Origin of the sequence: Niveispirillum sp. BGYR6, assembly GCF_027568365.1 — a bacterium.
In the GTDB taxonomy this organism is placed as follows: domain Bacteria; phylum Pseudomonadota; class Alphaproteobacteria; order Azospirillales; family Azospirillaceae; genus Niveispirillum.
Map to the genome: position 1 here is coordinate 117,544 of NZ_JANLNL010000004.1, position 22,986 is coordinate 140,529.

The 22,986-nt window shown below is 63.0% G+C and carries 18 protein-coding genes; 10 read left to right on the plus strand and 8 right to left on the minus strand.

Going from position 1 to position 22,986, the window contains the following annotated elements:
- Positions 1 to 14 precede the first annotated feature (14 nt).
- Together PCJ49_RS11105 and PCJ49_RS11110 are read right to left on the minus strand one after the other, a co-directional pair.
- The gene (locus PCJ49_RS11105; RefSeq protein ID WP_269910987.1) at positions 15 to 917 is read right to left on the minus strand and encodes a DMT family transporter; all 903 of its coding nucleotides are present in this window, start codon (positions 915 to 917) and stop codon (positions 15 to 17) included.
- A gap of 2 nt (positions 918 to 919) precedes the next feature.
- A complete protein-coding gene (locus tag PCJ49_RS11110) occupies positions 920 to 1,855 on the minus strand; it encodes a DMT family transporter (RefSeq protein WP_269910988.1) in 936 nt (311 codons plus the stop codon).
- A 346-nt stretch (positions 1,856 to 2,201) separates the two neighbouring features.
- Here PCJ49_RS11110 and PCJ49_RS11115 point away from each other — a divergent pair, with 346 nt between their 5' ends.
- On the plus strand, positions 2,202 to 4,421 hold the full coding sequence (locus PCJ49_RS11115; protein WP_269910989.1) for a TonB-dependent receptor: 2,220 nt from the start codon (positions 2,202 to 2,204) through the stop codon (positions 4,419 to 4,421).
- A gap of 1,100 nt (positions 4,422 to 5,521) precedes the next feature.
- A complete protein-coding gene (locus PCJ49_RS11120; protein WP_269910990.1) occupies positions 5,522 to 6,736 on the plus strand; it encodes a reverse transcriptase/maturase family protein in 1,215 nt (404 codons plus the stop codon).
- A 177-nt stretch (positions 6,737 to 6,913) separates the two neighbouring features.
- Here PCJ49_RS11120 and rnd read toward each other — a convergent pair whose 3' ends face one another.
- On the minus strand, positions 6,914 to 8,068 hold the full coding sequence (gene rnd / locus PCJ49_RS11125; protein WP_269910991.1) for a ribonuclease D: 1,155 nt from the start codon (positions 8,066 to 8,068) through the stop codon (positions 6,914 to 6,916).
- Positions 8,069 to 8,249: 181 nt separating this feature from the next.
- On the opposite strand from rnd, the gene PCJ49_RS11130 reads away from it, so the two are divergent.
- Entirely contained in the window at positions 8,250 to 8,996 is a 747-nt protein-coding gene (locus PCJ49_RS11130; protein WP_269910992.1) for a transporter substrate-binding domain-containing protein, read from the plus strand.
- A 16-nt stretch (positions 8,997 to 9,012) separates the two neighbouring features.
- On the opposite strand, the gene PCJ49_RS11135 is transcribed toward PCJ49_RS11130, so the two are convergent.
- Positions 9,013 to 10,386: a glycoside hydrolase family 27 protein gene (locus PCJ49_RS11135; protein WP_269910993.1), complete on the minus strand. Its 1,374-nt coding sequence runs from the start codon at positions 10,384 to 10,386 to the stop codon at positions 9,013 to 9,015.
- A gap of 228 nt (positions 10,387 to 10,614) precedes the next feature.
- Here PCJ49_RS11135 and aspS point away from each other — a divergent pair, with 228 nt between their 5' ends.
- Together aspS and PCJ49_RS11145 are read left to right on the plus strand one after the other, a co-directional pair.
- Positions 10,615 to 12,426 carry an aspartate--tRNA ligase gene (aspS, locus tag PCJ49_RS11140; protein WP_269910994.1) on the plus strand — a complete coding sequence of 604 codons (1,812 nt, stop codon included), beginning with the start codon at positions 10,615 to 10,617 and terminating at the stop codon, positions 12,424 to 12,426.
- Between the two features lie 134 nt (positions 12,427 to 12,560).
- Positions 12,561 to 13,355 carry a MerR family transcriptional regulator gene (locus PCJ49_RS11145; protein WP_269910995.1) on the plus strand — a complete coding sequence of 265 codons (795 nt, stop codon included), beginning with the start codon at positions 12,561 to 12,563 and terminating at the stop codon, positions 13,353 to 13,355.
- Between the two features lie 150 nt (positions 13,356 to 13,505).
- Here PCJ49_RS11145 and PCJ49_RS11150 read toward each other — a convergent pair whose 3' ends face one another.
- Positions 13,506 to 14,666: an iron-containing alcohol dehydrogenase gene (locus PCJ49_RS11150; RefSeq protein ID WP_269910996.1), complete on the minus strand. Its 1,161-nt coding sequence runs from the start codon at positions 14,664 to 14,666 to the stop codon at positions 13,506 to 13,508.
- Between the two features lie 155 nt (positions 14,667 to 14,821).
- Here PCJ49_RS11150 and cdd point away from each other — a divergent pair, with 155 nt between their 5' ends.
- Both cdd and deoC read left to right on the plus strand, forming a co-directional pair.
- A complete protein-coding gene (gene cdd / locus PCJ49_RS11155) occupies positions 14,822 to 15,244 on the plus strand; it encodes a cytidine deaminase (RefSeq protein ID WP_200819881.1) in 423 nt (140 codons plus the stop codon).
- A gap of 4 nt (positions 15,245 to 15,248) precedes the next feature.
- A complete protein-coding gene (gene deoC / locus PCJ49_RS11160) occupies positions 15,249 to 16,034 on the plus strand; it encodes a deoxyribose-phosphate aldolase (RefSeq protein WP_269910997.1) in 786 nt (261 codons plus the stop codon).
- Here the strand turns inward: deoC and PCJ49_RS11165 are convergent.
- From PCJ49_RS11165 to modA, 3 genes are all read right to left on the minus strand, one after another.
- Complete coding sequence (locus PCJ49_RS11165) at positions 16,028 to 16,663, minus strand: ATP-binding cassette domain-containing protein (protein WP_269910998.1); 636 nt, start codon at positions 16,661 to 16,663, stop codon at positions 16,028 to 16,030. The two genes, deoC and PCJ49_RS11165, sit on opposite strands and share 7 nt — an antisense overlap.
- Positions 16,656 to 17,357 carry a molybdate ABC transporter permease subunit gene (gene modB, locus PCJ49_RS11170; RefSeq protein ID WP_269910999.1) on the minus strand — a complete coding sequence of 234 codons (702 nt, stop codon included), beginning with the start codon at positions 17,355 to 17,357 and terminating at the stop codon, positions 16,656 to 16,658. Before modB ends, PCJ49_RS11165 begins: the two co-directional genes overlap by 8 nt.
- A gap of 119 nt (positions 17,358 to 17,476) precedes the next feature.
- A complete protein-coding gene (gene modA, locus PCJ49_RS11175; protein ID WP_269911000.1) occupies positions 17,477 to 18,250 on the minus strand; it encodes a molybdate ABC transporter substrate-binding protein in 774 nt (257 codons plus the stop codon).
- Positions 18,251 to 18,490: 240 nt separating this feature from the next.
- Here modA and PCJ49_RS11180 point away from each other — a divergent pair, with 240 nt between their 5' ends.
- The 3 genes from PCJ49_RS11180 to clpA all read left to right on the plus strand — a co-directional run bounded on the left by PCJ49_RS11180 (position 18,491) and on the right by clpA (position 22,920).
- The gene (locus PCJ49_RS11180; RefSeq protein WP_269911001.1) at positions 18,491 to 20,026 is read left to right on the plus strand and encodes a DegQ family serine endoprotease; all 1,536 of its coding nucleotides are present in this window, start codon (positions 18,491 to 18,493) and stop codon (positions 20,024 to 20,026) included.
- Between the two features lie 257 nt (positions 20,027 to 20,283).
- Positions 20,284 to 20,610: an ATP-dependent Clp protease adapter ClpS gene (gene clpS / locus PCJ49_RS11185; RefSeq protein WP_089287647.1), complete on the plus strand. Its 327-nt coding sequence runs from the start codon at positions 20,284 to 20,286 to the stop codon at positions 20,608 to 20,610.
- A 6-nt stretch (positions 20,611 to 20,616) separates the two neighbouring features.
- Positions 20,617 to 22,920 (plus strand): ATP-dependent Clp protease ATP-binding subunit ClpA, encoded by a 2,304-nt coding sequence (gene clpA / locus PCJ49_RS11190; protein WP_269911002.1) that lies wholly within the window; start codon positions 20,617 to 20,619, stop codon positions 22,918 to 22,920.
- Positions 22,921 to 22,986 lie beyond the last annotated feature (66 nt).

Below are 22,986 nucleotides of genomic sequence, written 5' to 3' on the forward strand. Positions count from 1 at the left end.
GGAAGGGGAGAGGGTTAGCGACCCGTTTCCCCAGCGGCGCGGCTGTTGCTGGTGACCTGCCGGTGCAGCACGGTTTCGCGGTGGATGATGTACAGCCCGGCCGCCACCACGATGGCGCCGCCGATCCAGATGGCCTTGTCCGGAATATCCCCGAACAGGAGATAGCCGAACAGCACGGCCCAGATCATCGCCGTATATTCGAACGGGGCCAGCAGCGACGGGCTGGTCAGCCGGAAGGCCTGGGTGAAGGCAATCTGGGCCACCCCGCCGATCACCCCCACCATGATCAGCAGCAGCCATTGCCAGCCCTGTGGCGTGCGCCATTCCGGGATCATGGCGATGGCCGCCATGACCGACATGGTGGTGACGAAATAGAAGGTGATGGCGGCATTGCTTTCCGTCCGCGCCAGCACGCGGACATAAAGCATGGTCAGCGCATAGAAGGCGGCAGCGGCCAGCGGCACCAGGGCCGTCAGCGTCAACATGCCCTGTCCCGGCCGCAGCATGACGATGACGCCGGTAAAACCTACCAGCACGGCCAGCCAGCGCCGCCAGCCCACCTTTTCCTTCAGCACCGGCACCGACAGGGCCGTCATGAACAATGGCCCGGCAAAGGCGATGGCATAGGCATCGGCCAGCGGCATGATGGAATAGGCATAGAAGAAGCAGAAGGCGGCCGCGATGCCGATCAGGGCCCGGCCGACATGCGATAAAAGGTGGCTGGTGCGTAGCGTGCCCAGCCCGCCCGACCGCGCCGTCAACAGGGCAATGGGGATCAGGGAGAAGAAACCCCGGAAGAACATGATCTGCCAAGTGCCGAAATCCGCCGTCAGATACTTGATGGCGGCATCCATCACCGCGAAGCAGAGAATCGCCACCTGGAACCAGGCGATGCCGATCAATGACTTGCCGCCCATGCTCAGGCTCCCTCGGCCACCGGCTGGGCGGCTACCTGCCGGCCCAGCCGCGTTTCGCGGTACAGGATGTAAAGGCCCGACGAAATCACGATCGCCACGCCGATGAACAGGGTGTGATCCGGCATATCCCCGAAGAAGGCATAGCCATACAGCACGCCCCAGATGATCTGGGTATATTGGAACGGGGCGGCCACGGCGGCCGGCACCTTGCGAAACGCCGTCAGCAGACAGACAAAGGCAATACCGCAAAAGGTGCCGCCCAAGGCCGACAGGCCCAGATGCGGCCATGTCGGCATCTTGCCCAACCAGGGCATCATGCTGCCATAGACCAGGGTGCTGGCCAGCGTGGAATAAAAGGCGAAGGAGACGCTGCTTTCCGTGCCGCGCATCAGCCGGGAAATCAACATGCCGATGGAATAGAAGAACGCCCCGCCCAAGGCGGCGAAGGCCGCCGGGTTCAACAGCCCGCTGCCGGGCCGCAGCATCACCATCACCCCCAGAAAGCCGATGCCCACGGCGGTCCAGCGCCGCCAGCCCACCTGTTCCTTCAGCACCGGTACCGCCAGGGCGGTGATGAACAGGGGGGCGGTGAAGGCCAGCGCATAGACATCGGCAATCGGCATCTGGGAATAGGCATAGAAGCCCAGAAAACCCGAACAGATGCCGCAGAACGCGCGGGCAGCATGGAACTGTGGCCGGCGGGTACGCAGGTTGCGCCACAGTCCGCCGGTTTTCAGCGCATAGAGAATGATGGGGATGAAGGCGAACAGGCTGTTGAAGACGATGACCTGCGGCACGGCATAATGCTTGACCAGCATCTTCACCGTCACATCCATGATGCTGTAACCGGCAAAGGCCAGGAAGGCCAACAGGATACCCAACGGAAAATTCTCCTCCTGGGAGAACCCGGCGGATGCGGTGGAGGGGGCGGCGGACATGGGGAGGCAGACCAGACGGCAAGGGTGGGCGTTGGCCATGCTTGCCAGCGCCTCTGCCTAAAAATACGCCGCTACCGCCCTGGCGGACAGCCACACCGCCGCATGTCGCCCCTGCGGGGACCATGGGGCTGGTGCTGCGCCATGGAAATCCGCAGCCGGTGGTCATCTGGCTGCGGCATCTTGTTGCGTCGCAAAAATTTCACCGGGCCGCGCATGTGGCCCCGCCCCGTTGCGGGTATGCGCTGCACAAGGCTGGGCGCGGACCCGGTTTCCTTAAACGCTAAGGGAACGCCGATGGGATCGGCCGGGCCGAAGAGAGATAATCGCCTTTAAGGAAAGATCAAAAATGAAAGCGATCCTGAAGCCGGCCCTGTTGGCGGGCCTTGCGGCCGTGGCATTCGGCACCATGGGGGCTGCCGCCCAGGGGGCTGGCAACGAGATGCTGGAGGAAATCATCGTCACCGCCCAGCGCCGGGCGGAGAATTTGCAGGAAGTGCCGATGTCCGTGGCCGCCATCGGCGGGGCGGAGCTGCGCGACCTGCTGGCCGGCGGTGGCGATATCCTCAACCTGTCGGCCAAGGTGCCCGGCCTTTATGCCGAAACCTCCACCGGCCGCATCTTCCCGCGCTTCTATATCCGTGGCCTGGGCAATAACGACTTCTACCTTGGTGCCTCGCAGCCGGTTTCCGTCATCATCGATGATGTGGTGATGGAACATGTGGTGCTGAAAAGCAGCCCGCTGTTCGATGTGCGCCAGGTGGAAGTGCTGCGCGGGCCGCAGGGGTCGCTGTTCGGCCGCAACACCACGGCCGGCATCATCAAGTTCGACAGCATCGCCCCCAGCCAGGAAACCAGCGGCCGCGCCACCCTGACCTATGGCAGCTACAATACATCCAGCCTGGATGCCGGTGTCGGCGGCGCGCTGATCGAGGATATCCTCTCCGTGCGTGCCTCGGTGATGTACCAGCACCGCGATGATTATGTGACCAACACCTATAATGGCCGCAAGCTGGGCGGGTATGAGGAGTTTGCCGGCCGTCTGCAATTCCTGCTGACCCCGTCGGACAATACCAGCGCACTGCTGAACGTGCATGGCCGCGACCTGGATGCCACCTCCTCCCTGTTCCGGGGCAATGCCCTGACCAAGGGGTCCAACGAACTGAACAGCAATTACCAGAAGCGCCGCGTCTCCTATAATGATGGTGACGGCAACCCGCAGGCCTATAAGGGCTGGGGTTCCTCGCTGAAGATCGACCATGATTTCGGCGGCGTGGTGCTGACCTCCATCACCGCTTACGAGACGACCAACGGCTATAGCCGGGGCGACACCGATGGTCTGCCGCTGAACGCCGCCGAATCCCAGGGCAATGTCGACGATCTGGACCAGTGGACCCAGGAAATCCGCCTGGCCAGCGACACGGACAGCGCCTTCAACTGGCAGGTTGGCGGCTTCTATTTCAATGCCAAGGATGAGACCAGCTTCCGCCCCTACCGGTTCTTTGAAACGGGCGGTGCCAGCGGCTATGTCACGCTGGGCAACAAGAATGATAGCTGGGCCGTGTTCGGCCAGGGCGGCTATCAGGTGACGCCGGAACTGAAGCTGACTGCCGGTGCGCGCTATACCGAGGATAATAAGGAAATGAATGTGCTGCGGGCCCTGACCGCCGGCACATTCCGCAGCATCGAAAATGGCTCGGCCCAGGTGCAGACGGCCTATACCGGCACGCGCCATGTTGAGCTGTCGGACGACAAGGTCAGTTGGGATGCCAGCGCCTTCTATAACCTGACCGATGATGCGTCTGTCTTTGTGCGTCTGGCCAGCGGCTTCCGCGGGCCCACCATCCAGGGCCGCACCGTCTCCTTCAACGGGCCGCCGACGACCGCCACGTCGGAAACCATCATGTCCTATGAGGCGGGTGTGAAGAGCAGCCTGTTCGACAACCGGCTGCGCCTGAACGGGGCCGTCTATACCTATTCGGTGGACGATATCCAGTTGACGGCCTTTGACGCCAACGGCACGGCCCGTCTGCTGAATGCCAAAAAGGGCGATGCGGTCGGCTTTGAACTGGATGCCGAACTGGCCGTCACCCAGGAACTGACCCTGACGGCTGGCGTCACCTATACTGATACGAAGATCAAGGACAAGTCGGTCAGCACCAGCGTTTGCAGCCCGGTGACCGTCTGCACCGTGCTGGACCCGATGGTCAGCGGCCGCGCCCTGATCGACGGCAACCCGTTCCCCAACGCACCGAAATATATCCTGAACTTCACGGCGCGGTACGATTACCCGCTGGCCAATGGCGGCACCCTGCTCGCCTTCACCGACTGGAACGTCACCGGCAAAACCAATTTCGTGCTGTATGAATCGGCCGAATTCTACAGCAAGAATGATTTTGAAGGTGGTCTGCGTCTGGGCTACCGGGCGCCGGACAATGCCTATGAACTGGCCGCCTTTGTCCGCAACATCACGGACGAGGCCAATGTGAAGGGCGTGATCGAGAACTTCATGGCCCCGGTGGTGAGCGAGCCGCGCACCTTCGGCATCTCGCTGTCCGCCAAGCTGTGATGACAGCCGGCCCCGGTGTCACCACCGGGGCCGGTTTTTCCGGTGATGCTGTGGGGGCCACGTAAGGATAGGCGGGGTGGCGGCGGGGACGTGCCCCGGCGGGGGAGCCCGTGTTGATTCAGCTTCGTTCCGCAGATGATTCCGGAACGTTCTCCGCAGCCCTATCGGGGGTAGCAGCGGGAGGTGTGAGGAATCGGGAAAGGGGCGGGGCCGGCAGGGGGCTTTCCTTACTTGGGGGTGGGGCGACGCAGGCGGTACGGTATAGTGTTTCATCGCCGCATCCGTGCTGATTTGCCTTTGGAGGGCCCTTTGCCCCCCCCCAACAACGATGTTCCAGAGACTAAGGTGATTCCCGAAAGCTGACCTTCCACCTTTAAACTGCTTTTGTGCTGTTTGCTGGAAGACCTTTAAAGACGTTGATGATGTTTTAAGTGGTCCCCAGTCCACAACATGTTTACGCCTTGAATTTTGAATAGGGTTCGGTAGGATATGTAGTGCTGGTTCCTAGCTCTGGGGAACGCGGACGGGTTGACCGTTGCGCCGTTCGTCGGATGCAGCGGCGAGGCGATGATGAAAGTCAGCGTCCAAGTCGGGCAGATCGGGCCGAAAGGTACCTCTGCGGTGATCAGTGCCGACCTGCCCGTGGATAGTAAACTAGCCGTAACCCTCACCATTACGGGGACCTGTTGGGCGGTTAGTCCCATTTCTTTCACGGGTCGGGCGGAGCCGGGTGCTCGCGTGGCCTTGCCAAAGCGGCTAAAAACGCTAAGGTTAATCAGGAGGCGCGATGATGTTCGGGATATGCAAAAACGTGCCAACTTGGCGCGAGCCGGTGGTCGGAGCCGTTCAACGGTTGTGATCTTCGGACTGTTCCTAGCTCTGGGGAACGCGGACGGGTTGACCGTTGCGCCGTTCGTCGGATGCAGCGGCGAGGCGATGATGAAAGTCAGCGTCCAAGTCGGGCAGATCGGGCCGAAAGGTACCTCTGCGGTGATCAGTGCAGCTCGGGCGGGTTGGGCTAACCAACAGGACCCATACCGGTGCCATCCCCCCTTCTAAAAGCCATGTGGAGCAACACTAGCCTGGAGAAGGCATGGCGCGTGATCCGCGAGAATGCGCGGACTTCGAAATCCGAAGACATTCGCAAGGAAGTTGATGAATTCGGAGAGGATGCATGGAGGGGTATTCGTTCGCTCACCTCTAGGCTCTCTCACGGAACGTTTAAATTCCCTGCAGCAAAAGGTGTTCCAATTCCGAAGAGGTTGGCGGACGGACGGAATAGCGTCAATTTCCGCCCTATCGTGATTTCCGATATCGAGTCAAGGATCGTCCAGCGTTCAATCTTGGACGTTCTCCTATCCATCGAAGGGCTGAAACCTTATGCCGAGAACCGGTATAGCTTCGGTGGCATTCGTAAGGGGGAAGATGGGCTTGGGGCGGTGCCTGCCGCTATCGACGCCGTTCTCAACTGCATCAGAGAGGGAGCGAAGTTCGTTACTGTCGCCGATATCTCTTCGTTCTTCACTCGGATTTCGAAGGACGCTGTGACCCAAATTGTACGAACCGCGACACAAGATGACGAGTTCACTGACTTCTTCCGTAAGGCTATCAACGTTGAACTCTCCAACATGGCTGCACTTAAGGAAAAAGCAGAAAAGTTCCCAACACATGATATAGGCGTCGCACAGGGAAACTCCCTTTCTCCGCTGCTTGGGAATATCATCCTTCATGACTTCGACCGCCAGATGAATGAAGGTGATTGCCGCTGCCTTCGCTACATTGACGATTTCATAATCCTTGCTCCCACTGAGAGAGCCGCTAATGCTAGGCTTCGTAAAGCGGATATGATCCTCCAAGGGTTGGGCATGTCATTCGCTCCCGATAAATCTTTTGGCGGTGTCAAGTCGATTTCCAGCAGTTTTGAGTTTCTTGGTATAGAACTAAGCAATGGGCTCATCCGTCCTTCTCCACTTGCGCAGGAAAGATTGATTGCAAAGGTCAAAAGCGAATTGGATGCTAGCGTAGAAAACTTTAGGAGGTTGAGTTCTGGTCAAATAGTTGAAAAATCTCGTTCCCTGATCAGTACACTGAAACGTGTGGATGGTATCGTTCTGGGGTGGGGAAAACATTATCGGTTCTGTAATGATGAACAATGTTTCAAAAATCTTGATAATAAAATATCAAATTTAATGAAGGAATATCTGGGGATTTACTCTAGTATCCGCCGAAGCGCTGATGTACTAGGTGGGCGGGTGCTGTTTGGAATAGAGCAGCTGGCGTGCATTGATCGGACACCGTTTATTTGGCCGAAGTAAATTATCGTGGTTCTGTCTATATATTCTAAGTGGCATACGCCCTGTTGCAATGAACTTAACTGGGTATAGGATTGCATTAACGCTTTTTTTATCAATGTACTAAAATACCCACTACCGCGTTTACCCGCTCACCCAAACCCAAAAACAAAGGGGCCGGTTTCGCCCGGCCCCTCTTCCTCACTTCTCCAACTCCACCAGCTTCACCTTTTTCCCGGTGATCGCCAGCGCCAGCTTCCCGCGTTTCAGCTTCAACGCCGCCTCCCCGAACAGGTCGCGGCGCCAGCCTTTCAGGGCCATCACGTCGGCATCATCATTGCCGGCGATGGCTTCCAGGTCGGCGGAGTTGGCGACCAGACGGCTGGCCACCTCATTATCGTCGCAGACCATTTTCAACAGCACCCGCAACAGCTCCACAATCGGGGCGATGCCGGGGGGTGGTTCCGGGCGCGGGTCCGGGCGGGGCAGGTTGGCGTCGGGGATGGCCAGGGCCGTCTGCACGGCGGCCAGGATTTCCGTGCCATAGCGGCCCTGCGCCATGCCGCTGCCCAACCCGCGCGTGCGGCCCAGATCGTCGGCATTGGTGGGGGCGTGGGCGGCGATTTCCACCAGCGCCTCATCCCGCAGCACGCGGTTGCGCGGTAAATCCTTGCGCTGCGCCTCCCGCTCCCGCCAGGCCGCCACTTCCTTCAGGATGGCCAGGAAGCGCGGCTTTTCCGTCCGCACCTTCAGGCGCTTCCAGGCGTCTTCCGGTTCGGTGCGGTATGTCGCCGGTTCCGTCAGGATGGCCATTTCATCGGTCAGCCATTCCGCCCGCCCGGTGCGGGCCAGCTTGGCGCGGATTTTCTCGTAAGCCGGGCGCAGATGCGTCACGTCCGACAAAGCATAGGTCAATTGCCGGTCGGTCAGCGGGCGCTGTGACCAGTCGGTGAAGCGGCTGGATTTGTCGATGCGCGCCGGGGTCAGCTTGGTGATCAGCGTTTCATAGCCGACGCTGTCGCCAAAGCCGCAGACCATGGCCGCCACCTGCGTGTCAAACAGCGGTGTCGGGATCTTGCCGGTCAGGTGATAGAAAATCTCCAGATCCTGCCGGGCGGCATGGAACACCTTCAACACCTTGGGATCATCCATCAGCGCGAACAGCGGCTGCAGGTCGATCCCCGGTGCCAGCGGGTCGATGGCGGCGGCATCATTGGGGCCAGCCACCTGCACCAGGCAGAGTTGGGGATAATAGGTTTTTTCCCGCATGAACTCCGTATCAACGGTGACGTATTCGGCGTCACGGATACGGTCGATAAAGGCGGCGAGGTCGTCGGTGGTCGTGATCAGAGTCATGGGGGGCAGTGATACAACAGCCCTTTGCCGCTGTCGAATGGCGATATCTGGCAAGCCGTCATGCGTATAGGTATCGGGCTGCCGGACATGCGTATAGGATAGCGCCAAGGGTGCGCGTGAAAGGCGATGATCAATGCCGAACGCAGGGCCAATGCCACCATCCGCCGGGAAGACCCGGCCGTTGCAGCGGCGCGATCTGTTGATCGCGGCGATGGGCATGGCATTGGCGGGCGGTGGCCCGGTCCGGGCGGATGAGGCACCCTGGATCGTCTTCTGTGCCGATGATTTTCCGCCCTTTTGCTGGAACATGCCGGGCAAGGGGCCGGCGGGGCTGGATGTGGAGCTGGTCAGCGCCATGCTGGAGCGGGCGAATGCCCCCCATGATATTCAGCAGATGGCCTGGGGCCGCGCCATGGCGGGGCTGGAACAGGGGCGCTGCGACATTCTGTTCGGGCTGGTGCCCTCCGAACAGCGGTTCCGCGATTTCCTGATGGTCGGACCGTTCCGCGAAGGGGAGATTGCCTTTGCCGTGCGGGCTGACAGTAACATCACCTTCCAGACCCTGGATGATCTGGCGGGCCTGACCGTGGGCACCACCCAGCGCAACCATTATGGAGAGGCCTTCGACAATGCCACCCATTTCACCCGCGACCCCGCCCGCAATGACCAGCTTTCCCTGCTGAAACTGGTGGCGGGCCGCGTTGATCTGGTGGTGGGGAACCGGCTGGCCCTGGCCTGGAAGGCGAAACAGGAAGGCATCAGCGACAAGATACGCTTTCTGCCCAAACCATTGCTGGTATCGTCCCATTACATGGCCCTGCCACGGGATCGCGGTGAAAAGGCGGCGCGTCTGGAAGCGGCGCGGCAATCCCTGATCCGTGATGGCGGGCTGGATGCCATCATCGCGCGCTGGCGGGTGACAGGGTAGCAGTGCCGCGTTCGGATCAGCCCTTCGTTGGGCTTAGGCAGTAGAGCGCAGCCCCATGCGCGGGCAGGCTGGTCCGCAGCGGGCCGTTGATGGCCCCCAAGTCGCGCCGCGCCCACAGGTCGCGCAAGGCCAGCGGCCCCGAAAGCCCCAGGGCGGCGGGGTCCAGGCTGACATCAGCCTTGGCCCCGGTGATGTTGAACAGGGCCAGATAGCGGCCCGGCCCGCTTTCCGGCTGGGCGGTCCAGGCAATATGGCCCGGCGTGCCGGTGGGCACGGTCTTATTGCCGCTGCTGGCCTGATTGACGGCCAGCACCTCCGGATTGGTCAGCAGGGCCAGGGTGGCGGCGTCCAGATGGCGCAGGTCGCCCCCCATGATCAGCGGCGACCGGGCAATGGACCACAGGGTCATCAGGGTCTGCTGTTCATCCGGGGTAAAACGGCTGTCCCGCTCCCCCAGCGACAGCCGGCCCAGCGGCAGCATGTCGGCATCCGGCCAGGCACCGGGGCGGCGGAAGGGCGTCCATTTGTCCAGCCGGTCGAACTGAGCCTCCAGCATCTTCCACTCATCCCAGAAATCATCGCTGATTCGCCACATCTGCGCATGGCGGGCCACGTGCTCGCCCTGCGCTACCGGGGTTTCCCCTGGCGACAGGCTGAGGATGATGGGGCGGCCACAATTCTGGATCGCCTTGTGTGCCGCCTCGATCTCCAGAATATGCTCATCATAGGGGCGGCTCATATCATCCATCTTGATCAGATCGACGCCCCAGGAAGCATATAGCCGGAAAACCCCATCATAATAGGCTTGGGCGCCCGGCTTGGTCATGTCCACGCCATACATGTCCGGGTTCCAGCTGCAGACGCTGTTTTTGTTGGCGATATCGGCGGCGCGCACATGGGTGCCCAGGATGGGCAGGTTGCGTTCCACCGCCAGCCGGGGGATGCCGCGCATCAGGTGGATGCCGAATTTCAGCCCCAGCGCATGGACCGCATCGGCCAGCGGGGCAAAGCCCTTGCCCCCGGCGCTGGACGGAAAGCGGTTGGGGGCCGGCAACAGCCGGCCATGCCCATCCATCACCGGCACCGGCTTGGCATTATAGGTGTAGCTGGATGCCTCCGGTTCGTACCATTGGATATCGACCGTGAAGATATCATAGCCGAAGGGCAGCAGCTTGGCCGCCTGGATGGCGGCAATCTCCCGCGATTGCGCCTCATTGATGGTGGTGGCGAAGCTGTTCCAGCTGTTCCAGCCCATCGGCGGGCGCGGGGCCAGCATACCCCCCTCCGCCGCCCCGGCGGCCCTACCCGGGAACGGCCCGATCAGGCCTGTGGCCCCCAGGGCCGCCGCCGTCGCCAGAAAGGCCCGCCGCCCGGTCTTCACGCTTTCCATGCCCGATACTCCCTGATCTTGATTTATTTGTCTGAGTATATCTTCTATCCGATACAAAGGCCGGTAGCAATCGGGGGTGCCGGTCTTTTGGTGTGAGATGGTGGGCTGTGCCGCGTGGGCTGTGCTTGACAAGCACGCCCCGTCCGGTGTGGTGTGGCGCAAACCGTGCCGGCTGCCGCCGGACGGCCACCCTTTCTATTGCCCATCCGCACCCAAGGTCGATCCACCATGCACGCCTATCGCTCGCATAATTGTGGCCAACTCCGCCCGGACCATGCCGGCCAGAATGTCCGCCTGTCCGGCTGGATCAACCGCAAGCGTGACCATGGGCAGCTGCTGTTCATCGATCTGCGCGATCATTTCGGCATCACCCAGTGCGTGGTCGACACCTCTTCCCCGCACTTCAAGGTGCTGGACGGTCTGCGCCTGGAATCGGTGGTGACCATCACCGGCGAGGTGGTGGTGCGCACCGACGACACCGTCAATGACAAGCTGCCCACCGGCCATATCGAAGTGAAGGTCCGCGATCTGGATGTGCAGTCCGCCGCCGACCCGCTGCCGTTGCAGGTGAACAGCGAACAGGATGCCGGTGAAGAACTGCGCCTGCGCTATCGCTTCCTGGACCTGCGCCGGGAGAAGATGCAGAAGAACATTCTGCTGCGCTCCAACGTCATCGCGTCGGCCCGCCGCCGCATGATCGAACAGGGTTTCGTGGAATTCCAGACCCCGATTCTGACGGCCAGCAGCCCGGAAGGTGCCCGCGACTTCCTGGTGCCGAGCCGCAACCATCCCGGCAAGTTCTACGCCCTGCCGCAGGCGCCGCAGCAGTTCAAGCAGCTGCTGATGGTGTCGGGTTTCGACCGCTATTTCCAGATCGCCCCCTGCTTCCGCGATGAGGATAGCCGCGCCGACCGCTCGCCGGGCGAATTCTACCAGCTCGATTTTGAGATGAGCTTCGTCACCCAGGAAGATGTGTTCGCCGCCATCGAACCCGTCATTCATGGGATTTTTGAGGAGTTCAGCGGTTTCACGGGCACCAAGCGCACCGTCTCGCCGTACCCGTTCGTGCGTATCCCCTACGCCGAATCGATGCTGAAATATGGCAATGACAAGCCGGACCTGCGCAACCCGCTGGTGATCACCGACGTCACCGACGTTTTCAAGCGCGATGATGTGGAGTTCAAGGCTTTCAAGGGCGTGATCGCCAATGGCGGCGTTGTCCGCGCCATCCGCGCCCCCGCCGTTGCTGACCAGCCGCGCAGCTTCTTCGACAAGCTGAACGATTGGGCCAAGGGTTTGGGCGCTCCCGGCCTGGGCTATATCCTGTTTGAAGCCGCCGGTGGCAAGGGCCCCATCGCCAAGTTTGTGCCGGAAGCCGCCCAGGCGGCCCTGCGCGAGGTGGTGGGTCTGCAGGATGGCGATGCCGTCTTCTTCGTCTGCGATCAGCCGGGCCCCGCCGCCAAGCTGGCCGGTCTGGCCCGCACCAAGATTGGTGAGACCCTGGACCTGATCGAGAAGGACACCTACAAGTTCTGCTGGATCGTCGACTTCCCGATGTTCGAATATGACGAAGAGCGGAAGAAGATCGATTTCAGCCACAACCCGTTCTCCATGCCGCAGGGCGGGCTGGACGCGCTGCTGAACCAGGATCCGCTGACCATCAACGCCTATCAGTACGATATTGTGTGTAACGGGGTGGAGCTGTCGTCCGGCGCCATCCGTAACCACAAGCCGGAAATCATGTACAAGGCGTTCGAGATCGCCGGTTACCCGCCGGAGGTGCTGGAAGCCAAGTTCGGCGGCATGTTGTCGGCCTTCAAGCTGGGCGCCCCGCCGCACGGTGGTTCGGCCCCCGGTATCGACCGCATGGTCATGCTGCTGGCCGATGAGCCGAACATCCGCGAGGTTATCGTCTTCCCGCTGAACCAGCGCGCTGAAGACCTGTTGATGCAGGCCCCCAACGCCACCACCCCGGACCGGCTGAAGGAACTGCATATCAAGCTGGACCTGCCGAAGCCGAAGATCGTCACGGCGGATTAATCCGGCCCCATATGAGAAACAGAGCCCGCCCCTGGTAAGCCAGCGGCGGGCTTTTTCTTTTCCGGCCCCTGCATTTTCCCGCTTGCTCCTGACGCTGCGTCAGGTCCGACAAAAGGCGGGCAAGGAGCATGACGATGGACAAGGCATTATCCATAGGCGAGTTGGCGGAACGGTCCGGCATTTCGGTGCGGGCCCTGCGGCTGTATGAGGCCGAGGGGCTGATCAAGCCGGTGCGGACCCAGGCCGGGCGGCGGGTTTATCAGGCGGGCGATGTGGCGCGGTTACAGCAGATATTGCTGCTGAAAAAGGCCGGCTGCACGCTGGGCCAGATCGGCCAGTTGCTGGACCGGCGGCCCTTTGACCCGGCGCGGCTGATCGATGCGCAGATCGAAGCACTGGAGCAGACCGAACGCAACCTGACCCAGAGCCTGGGCCTGTTGCGTGCCGCGCGCCGCCAGCTTTCCGAGGGGGAATGCCTTTCCGTCGATGCCCTGTGCGACCTGATCAAGATGGGAGAACAGAGCATGAGTGAAGAAAACTGGAAGCCGGTGTTGGACCGCTATTACACGCCGGAAGACCAGGAGAAATGGCGGCAGGCCAAGGCCGCCTTCGGCCCGGATGGGGAGGCCGATTATGCCCGCCAATGGGCCGATCTGGTGGCGGAGATCGAGGCGGCCATCGCCTGCAAGGTCTCACCGGAGGACGAGCACGCCCAGCGGCTGGCCCTGCGCTGGTACGAGCTGCAAAAGCCGCTGGTGGAAAAGGTCGGCGTGGAGGTCTGGAACAAGGCCAGCCGCATGTATCAGGAAATGGACCAGTGGCAGACACCGCAGGTCCAGGCCCCATTCAGTGCCGCCGTCTATGGCTTCGCGGTGCAGGCCGCCAACGCCGCCCGCGCCAAGGGCCTGATCCCGCCGCGGCAGGGTTGAGAGGGGAGTATCCCCGCCCCCGTCATCCCGGCGAAAGCCGGGACCCAGGGGCCGCGTGCCGAACCCCTCGGCTGCATCGATCAACAAGGCGTTGACGTTGGGCTTGTTGCCCCTGGGTTCCGGCTTTCGCCGGGATGACGGAAAGGGATCTCACCCCCAGCTTTCCCGATAGAGCGCCACCATCGTCGCCACATCCGGCACGCGGGGATTATTGGCGGGGCTGCCGGAGGCCAGGGCCTGCGCGGCCATGGTTTCCAGCAGCCCATTCCAGCGGGCGGGATCAATGCCATAGGTCTTCGGGCTGGGTACCTTCAGGTCGGTGTTGAGATCCCGCAGTGCTGCCACCAGCTTTTCCCCCGCCACATCGTCACTATCCGCCACGTCGGCGGCCCCGATGGCGCGGGCACAATCGGCATAGCGGGCGGGGGCCCCCGGCAGCGACCAATGGGTGACGGCGGGCAGCAGCATGGCGTTGGACAGCCCATGCGGCACATGGAAAAAGGCGCCGATGGGCCGGCTCATCCCATGCACCAGGGCGACGGACGCGTTGGAAAAGGCCATGCCGGCCAGCGTGGCACCCAGCATCATGGCTTCCCGCGCCACGCGGTTGCCGGGTTCGGCCACGGCCGTGCGGATATAGGGGGCGATGCGGCCCATGGCGGCCAGGGCCATGCTGTCGGAAAACGGGTTGGCCTTGGCGCTGACATAGGCCTCAATGGCGTGGGTCAGCGCATCGATCCCGGTATCGGCGGTCAGGCGCGGCGGGCAGCTCAGCGTCAGTTCGTAATCGATGATGGCGGCACTGGGCACCAGCAGCGGGCTGGCGATCAGCATTTTTTCATCGGTGGCGGCATCGGTGATGACGGTGAAGCGCGTCACCTCCGATCCCGTGCCGGCGGTGGTGGGGATGGCCACCAGCGGCGGGCCGGCCAGCGGGATCGGGTTGGGCACCTTGTAATCGCGCATCGCCCCGCCATTGGCGGCCAGCACGCCCATGGCCTTGGCCGTATCAATGGGCGATCCGCCGCCCAGCGCCAGCATCCCGTCATAACCGCCCTCGCGCAGCAGGGCGGCGCCTTGTTCCACCACCGTAACGGTGGGGTCGGGCACGGTATCGGCGAACAGGCCGGGCTGGAAGCCGGCATCGCGCAGCGGGGCCAGCAGCCTTTCCACCGTGCCGCTGTCCCGCATCCAGGGGTCGGTGACGACCAGCGGCCGGCGCACGCCCAGCCGGTGCAGCACGGACGCCGCCCCCGCAATGGCACCCCCGCCCAGTTCCATGATGGCGGGCGTCAGGATGGTGGCAATCATGGTTCCTCCCAAGTGCCGTGGCACTCTCCCAGGGATTTTTTTGCCAGTGTGGGCCAAGCCGATGCTGCCCGCCAGCCCCGACTTTGGCATTAAAGATGGTGATGCCAGGGGCTTGGCCCTATGCTGGGCAAAAATCCATCCACCAGCCATCCGAAATGCCCATGATCGCCATCGCCGATGATCTGTTCCAGGCCGCCAGGGCCGCCCGCCTGAATGCCCATGCCCCCTATTCCGGGTTCAAGGTCGGGGCGGCCATCCGCTCTGAAAGCGGGCGCATCCATGCTGGCTGCAATGTGGAGAACGCCGCCTATCCGCAGGGTCAATGCGCCGAGGCGACGGCCATCGGCCTGATGATCGCCTCGGGCGACCGCACGATCATCGAACTGGTGGTGGTGGGCGGGGAGGCCGGGTCGGGCGTGATGTGCACGCCCTGCGGCGGCTGCCGCCAGCGCATCCGCGAATTTGCCGCCGGCCCCGACACGCCCATCCATGTCTTTGATGCCGGCGCTTTCCGCCAGAGCTTCACGCTGGGGCAGTTGCTGCCCTTCAGCTTCGGCCCCGACAATCTGGGTTTCTAAACAAATGACGCATAATTTCGATAGCGGAATAGATTCCGCCGCCATTGCCCGCCGTTGCCTGCCGCTGCTGGACCTGACCAGCCTGAACGACACGGATGATGCCGCCAGTACGGTGGTTCTCTGCGCCAAGGCGGTGACGTCGGTGGGCAATGTCGCCGCCGTCTGCCTCTGGCCAAGCTTTGTTTCGCAGGCAAAACAGATTCTGGCTGGCACAGGCGTGAAGGTGGCGACCGTGGTGAATTTCCCCGGCGGCAGTTTCGGTGCCGAAAAGGTGGCGGCCCAGATCGCCGGTGCCCTGGCCGACGGGGCCGATGAGATCGACGTGGTGATGAACTATGCCGATGTGATGATGGGCGATGGCCGCCGCGCCGCTGAGCATCTCGCCGCCTGCCGGGTGGCCTGTGGTGAGACGACGATGAAGGTGATCCTGGAAAGCGGGTCACTGGCCAAGCCGGTGTTCATTGAACGGGCCGCCGCCATTGCCGTGGCGGCGGGGGCGGATTTCCTGAAGACCTCCACCGGCAAGGTGCCGGCGGGGGCCACGCCCAGTGCCGCCCGCATCATGCTGGAAGCGGCCAAGGGGGCGGACCGCCGCGTCGGCTTCAAGGCGTCGGGCGGTATCCGCGATCTGGAAACGGCGGCCGAATATCTGGCCCTGGCGGACCAGATTTGCGGACCCGGCTGGGTGGGGCCGGAGACCTTCCGCTTTGGTGCCTCCGGCCTGCTGGATGCCATTCTGGGTGCGCTGGGCGTGGCCCCCGGCCCGCAAGTGGGCAGTGCCGGTTACTGATCCGGGGCGGGTGCGGGGGCGGCCATGCCGCCTTCCACCCGCAACCAGCCGCCGGCCAGCCCGCGCAATTCTGCCGGATGGTGGGTGACATAAAGCATGGGCAGGCGCATCTGATCGTGCAGCCGGGCCAGATAGGGCAGCAGTTCGGCCTTGCGTGCCGCGTCCAAGGCGGCCAGCGGTTCATCCAGCAAGATCAGGCGCGGTGCCGCCAGCAGGGCGCGGCCGATGGCGACCCGCTGCTTCTCCCCGCCCGACAGGTCACGCGGGCGCCGGTCCAGCAGCGGGCCGATATCCAGCAGGTCGGTAATGTCGGCCAGCGTGGCCGGGGCAGGGTGGTGGGCGAACAGCCTTCCATAACGCAGGTTCTGCCGCACGCTGAGATGCGGGAACAGCCGCGCTTCCTGAAACACATAGCCGATGCGGCGGCGATGCGGCGGCAGATCCGTCAACGCCACCCCGTCCAGCCGGATATGCCCGGTTGCCGGGCGCAGCAGCCCGGCGATCAGGTTCAACAGCGTCGTCTTGCCGGCCCCCGATGGGCCGGTGATAGCGGTCAGGCCCGGCCCGGCGGCAAAACGCGCGGTGAGGGTGAAGTCGCCGCGCCGATATGTGAGGTCCAGATCAAGCATCCGTCCCCTCCACCCGCCGGCGTACCCGGCGGGCCAGCAGCTCACTGGCCACCAGGGCGATGATGGCAATCGCCGCCGATACCAGCGTCAGCCGCAGCGCCGGCCCATCGCCGCCCGGCACCTGCAAATGGCTGTAAATGGCCGATGGCAGCGTCTGGGTGACGCCGGGAATGTTGGACACAAAGGTGATGGTGGCCCCGAACTCTCCCAACGCTTTGGCAAAGCACAGGATGGCGCCGGCCACCACGCCGGGCAGGGCCAGCGGCAGGGTGATGGTGGCGAACACGGCCCAGGGCGGGGCCCCCAGGGTACCGGCGGCCTGTTCCAGCCTTGTATCCACCGCCTCCAGCGACAGGCGGATGGCCCGCACCAGCAGGGGAAAGGCCATCACGGCACAGGCCAGCACGGCCCCGGTCCAGTTGAAGGCCAGCACGATGCCGATTTCTGCCAGCAGCCGACCCAAAGGCCCCTGCCGCCCGAACAGAATCAACAGGATATAGCCGGTGACGACCGGCGGCAGCACCAGCGGCAGATGCACCAGCCCATCCAGCAGGATACGCCCCGGAAAGGGCCGCCGCGCCAGCAGCCAGGCCACGGCAATGCCGGGTGGTAGGCTGACCAGCGTGGCCCAGGCGGCCACCTTCAGCGACAGCGCAATCGCGGTCCATTCCTCTGCTGTAAACCAGTCCGCCAAGGCTTATCCTAATCTCCCTCAGACGCCGGGCGCCCGCATCCGCGGGCTTGGCTTGCGGCGCATGGGCGCCGGGCCAGCGGTCGCTGGCCTCCAAGGGGCATGAGACATGCCCCTTGGCATCACTTCACCAGAACCGTAAATCCCTGTTCTTCAAAATGCCGTCGCGCAGCGGGGCTGGAAAGGAATTCCAGTAGCTTGGCTGCCCCGCCCTGGCTGCTGGCCAGCAGGGCGGCCGGATATTCGATGGGGGCGTGGCTGCCTGCCGGGAAGGTGGCGACGATGGAAACCCCCGGTTCGGCCCGCGCATCGCTGAGATAGACAATGCCGGCCGGTGCCTCCCCCCGCGCCACCAGGGCCAGGGCGGCGCGGACATTCTCCGCCTGGGCGATGCGGCCCTGCACCTTGTCCCACAGGCCCAGCTTGGTCAGCGCCGCCTTGCCATATTTGCCGGCGGGTACGCCGGCGGTATCGGCCATGGCCAGCTTGCCATCGGCACCCAGCAGGGCGGGCAGGTCGGCAATGGTGCCGGGCTTGGCCCCGGCCCTGGCCACCAGCACCAACTGATTGCCCAACAGCGTCACCCGGCTTTCCGGGCGGATCAGGTTCTGCTTGGCCAGATGGTCCATCCAGTCCTGATCGGCGGAAATGAACATATCCGCCGGTGCCCCCGCCGCAATCTGCTTGGCCAGGGCAGAGGAGGCGGCATAGGAGACACTAGCCGCCGCCCCGCCCTTGGCCTTGTAATCGGCCAGGGCGTTGTCCAGCGCCGTCTTCAGGCTGGCGGCGGCGAAGATGGTGACCGGCCGTTCCTGCGCCGGGGCATGAACAGGCGACAGCATCAGCAGCAGACCAGCCAGCAGGCCGGCAATCACGGGGCGGCGGAGAAGCGACATGGCGGGCAGCATCCTGGCGATGGGGGGTCCGTTATGTCTATCAGGATATAGCGTGAAAGGGCCGGGGGCGCCACCCTGGAACCCGGCCTTGGGGCCAGTTCGCCTACCTCACAAGGATTTCTTCGCCTGTTGGGCCTTTGCAGCCTATATTCCTGCGCATCGGTGGCCCGGTTGTCAGGGCGGGGCTGCCGGGGTGTCCCTGACAGGGCCGGTTATTCCACCGGCCGGGGCGCTGGATACATGCCCATGGAGATTGACGTGACGCATTTTTCCCCGTCCCTCGGCCGCCTGTCGTTCCGGCGGGCTGTGGCCCTGCCCTTCATGGCGGCGGCCCTGATTTTTGGTGATGTCTCCGTGGCGCTGGCCCAACGCGGCGCGCCGGAAAGCTTTGCGCCCCTGGCGGAAAAGAGTCTGCCGGCGGTGGTGAACATCTCCACCTCGCAGACGATCCAGGCCAAGCCGGGCGGGCGCTCCCCCATCCCGATGCCGGAATTCCCGCCCGGTTCCCCGTTCGAGGAATTCTTCAAGGATTTCTATGAACGCCAGCAGCAGAACCAGGGCAAGCCGCGCCGTGCCCAGTCGCTGGGTTCCGGCTTCATCATTGATGCCAGCGGCTATATCGTCACCAACAACCATGTGATTGAGGGGGCCGACGAGATCACCGTCGTCTTCCAGGATGCCGACCATACGGAGTTGAAGGCCAAGCTGATCGGCACCGACAAGGAGACCGATCTGGCCCTGCTGAAGGTCGAATCCAAGCAGAAGCTGACCGCCCTGAAATGGGGCAACAGCGATGAATTGAAGGTGGGCGACTGGGTGGTGGCCATCGGCAACCCGTTCGGCCTGGGCGGCACCGTCACTGCCGGCATCATCTCCGCCCGCGCCCGTGATATCGGCGCCGGCCGCTTCGATGATTTCCTGCAGACCGACGCCGCCATCAACCAGGGCAATTCCGGTGGTCCGCTGGTGAATGTGCAGGGTGAGATTGTCGGCATCAATACCGCCATCTTCAGCCGCACCGGCGACAGTGTGGGCATCGGCTTTGCCATCCCCGCCAACATGGCCCGCACCGTGATCGAGGAACTGCGCAAGGGCGGCAAGGTGCGCCGCGGCTGGTTGGGCGTGCAGATCCAGAGCGTGACGCCCGCGATCGCCGAAAGCATGGGCCTGCCCAATGACAAGGGCGCCCTGGTCGGCACCGTCAGCGATGGCAGCCCCGCCGCTGCCGCCGGCCTGAAGCCGGGCGACGTGATCCTCAGCTTTGATGGCAAGGATGTGGCCAATAACCGCGCCCTGCCGCGCATGGTGGCCGAAACCCCGGTGGGCAAGAAGGTGACGGTCGCCATCTCCCGCAAGGGGGTGAAGCAGAATGTCACCGTCACGCTGGCCGAGCTGCCGGCCAGCGCGGTCGACCCGGAGGCGGCGGAGGAAGAGGAACAGGCCAAGCCCGACGCTAAGGCCCAGCAGACCCAGGTGGAAGCGCTGGGCCTGACCCTGTCGCCGGTGACGCCGGCCCTGCGCCGTCAGTATGAACTGGCGGAGGATGCCAAGGGCGTGGTCATCACCAAGGTTGCCCCCGGCAGCGCCTCCCAGGCCCGCCAGTTGCGGCCGGGCGATCTGGTGCTGGAGGTGAGCCAGCAGGCGGTGGCAACGCCGGCCGATGTGCAGGCCAAGGTGGATGCCGCCCGCAAGGCCGGTCAGAAGGCGGTGCTGCTGCTGCTGGACCGCAAGGGCGAACAGCAGTTCCTGGCTTTGCCGCTGGAAGCGGAAAAATAATCGAGGGGTAGTTACTCCCGTATTCTGGGACAGGCCCGGCGACACCCCGTCGCCGGGCCCTTTTTTTGCCTCAATAACGGGGGCCAAATGGCTTTGCCGGGTGTTTATCCGGCACTGGTGTCTCCAGCCATCATTTCAAGGGGAAAAAGAATCGGCGAAAGGAGTGTCAGAGCTGCGATTCAGCCCTTCCAACCGGGCCGGTTCATTTCATATGATCCTTCAGGATACCCGGGGATTTTAAGTGATTGTTGAGCATCATGGCTGATCATGACAAGCACGGGAATGAGGGGACCGTGACGGGCGTGGTCGTAAAGGCCAAGCCCAAGACGAAAAAACCCTCGATGTACAAGGTGTTGATGCTGAACGACGACTACACTCCCATGGAGTTTGTGGTCGACGTGCTGGAACGGTTCTTCAACAAGAACCGGGACGAGGCGACGCGGATCATGTTGCAGGTGCATCGCCGTGGCGTCGGCGTCTGTGGTGTGTTCACCTATGAAGTGGCGGAAACCAAAGTGACGCAGGTGATGGATTTCGCCCGCCAGCACCAGCATCCTCTACAATGTACCCTGGAGAAGGATTAGCGCCTCATGCTGTCGCGTAATCTCGAACAGACGCTGCACCGGGCTCTCGGCAACGCCAACCAGCGGCGTCACGAGTACGCAACCCTGGAACATCTTCTGCTGGCGCTGACCGAGGATCAGGACGCGCTGGCCGTCCTTCGGGCCTGCGGGGTGGATGTCACCAAGCTGCGGGCCGAACTGATCGAATATCTCGACAGCGAGCTGTCCAACCTCGTCACCAGCCGGTCGGAGGATGCCAAGCCCACCGCCGGTTTCCAGCGCGTGCTGCAACGCGCCGCCATTCATGTGCAAAGCTCTGGCCGGGAGGAAGTGACGGGCGCCAATGTGCTGGTCGCCCTGTTCTCCGAACGCGAGAGCCATGCCGTCTATTTCCTGCAGGAGCAGGAAATGACGCGCTTCGACGCGGTCAATTACATCTCTCACGGCATCGCCAAAGCCCCTGGACGCGCAGAGACCAAGCGCGTTTCCGGCGCCGACGATGACGCCCAGGCGGAGAAGGTCGTGAAGAAAGGCACTGAAGCGCTTGAAGCCTATTGCGTCAACCTCAACAAGAAGGCCGCCGGCGGCAAGATCGACCCGCTGATCGGCCGGGAGCAGGAGGTGGAGCGGACGATCCAGATCCTCTGCCGCCGCTCCAAGAACAACCCGCTCTATGTCGGCGATCCCGGCGTCGGCAAGACGGCCATCGCCGAAGGGCTGGCCCGCCGCATCGTCCATGGCGAAGTGCCCGACGTGCTGAAAAATGCCGTCATCTTCGGGCTGGATATGGGCTCCCTGCTGGCCGGCACCCGCTATCGCGGGGATTTCGAGGAACGGTTGAAGGCCGTCGTCTCGGAGCTGGAGGCGCTGGAAGGTTCCATCCTGTTCATCGATGAAATCCACACCGTCATCGGGGCCGGTGCTACCAGCGGCGGGGCGATGGATGCCAGCAACCTGCTGAAGCCGGCTTTGGCGTCGGGTGCGCTGCGCTGCATCGGCAGCACCACCTACAAGGAATATCGCTCCTATTTTGAGAAGGACCGCGCCCTGGTGCGGCGCTTCCAGAAGATCGACGTCAATGAACCGTCGATCGAGGATGCGATCAAGATCCTGGAAGGGATCAAGACCTATTACGAGTCGTACCACAAGATCCGCTACACCAAGGATGCCATCCGCTCGGCGGTGGAGCTGTCGGCCAAATATATTGGCGACCGCAAGCTGCCCGACAAAGCTATCGATGTGATCGATGAGGTGGGGGCCGCCCAGGCGCTGATCCCGGAAAGCCGACGCAAGAAGACCATCACCCAGAAGGATGTGGAAGCGGTGGTGGCCAAGATCGCCCGCATCCCGCCCAAATCCATCAGCCGCGACGACAAGGAGACGCTGCTGAACCTGGAACGCGACCTGAAGACCATGGTTTTCGGGCAGAACCCGGCCATCGAGGCGCTGGTCTCGGCCATCAAGCTGGCCCGTGCCGGCCTGCGCGATGCGGAAAAGCCGATTGGCAATTACCTGTTCTCCGGCCCCACCGGCGTCGGCAAGACGGAGGTGGCCAAGCAGCTTTCCCGCACGCTGGGGATTGAGCTGGTCCGCTTCGACATGTCCGAATATATGGAGCGCCACACGATCAGCCGGCTGATCGGTGCCCCGCCGGGCTATGTCGGCTTTGATCAGGGCGGCCTGCTGACGGACGCCATCGACCAGCATCCGCACTGCGTGCTGCTGCTGGATGAGATCGAGAAGGCGCATCCTGACCTGTATAATATCCTTCTGCAGGTCATGGATCATGGCAAGCTGACGGACCATAACGGCAAGATCGTTGATTTCCGTAACGTCATCCTGATCATGACCACCAATGCCGGTGCTGCCGACATGGCCAAACCCGCCATCGGTTTCGGCCGGGAGGCGCGGGTGGGTGAGGATAAGGAAGCGATCAACAAGGCGTTCTCGCCGGAATTCCGCAACCGCCTGGATGCGATCATCCCCTTCAGCAATCTGGGGCCGGAGACGGTGACCCGGGTGGTGGACAAGTTCATCATGGAGCTGGAAGCCCAGCTTTCCGACCGTGGCGTGACCATCGACCTGTCGGACGATGCCCGCGAATGGCTGGCCAAGGAAGGCTATGATCCGGTGATGGGCGCCCGTCCGCTGGCCCGCACCATCCAGGAACATGTGAAGAAACCGCTGGCGGAGGAACTGTTGTTTGGCCGCCTGTCCAAGGGCGGGGCCGTGCGGGTGGTGCTGAACAAGGAAGGCAAGGGCCTGTCCTTCGACTATGCCGAGCCTAAGGGCGGCAAGCAGGAGGATAAGGTGGAGGAACTGGTGGATTGATGATCCAGCGGTTTCCAGCCTGATGCATAGAGGCCCGCCGGGGGAACCCGGCGGGCTTTTCTTTTG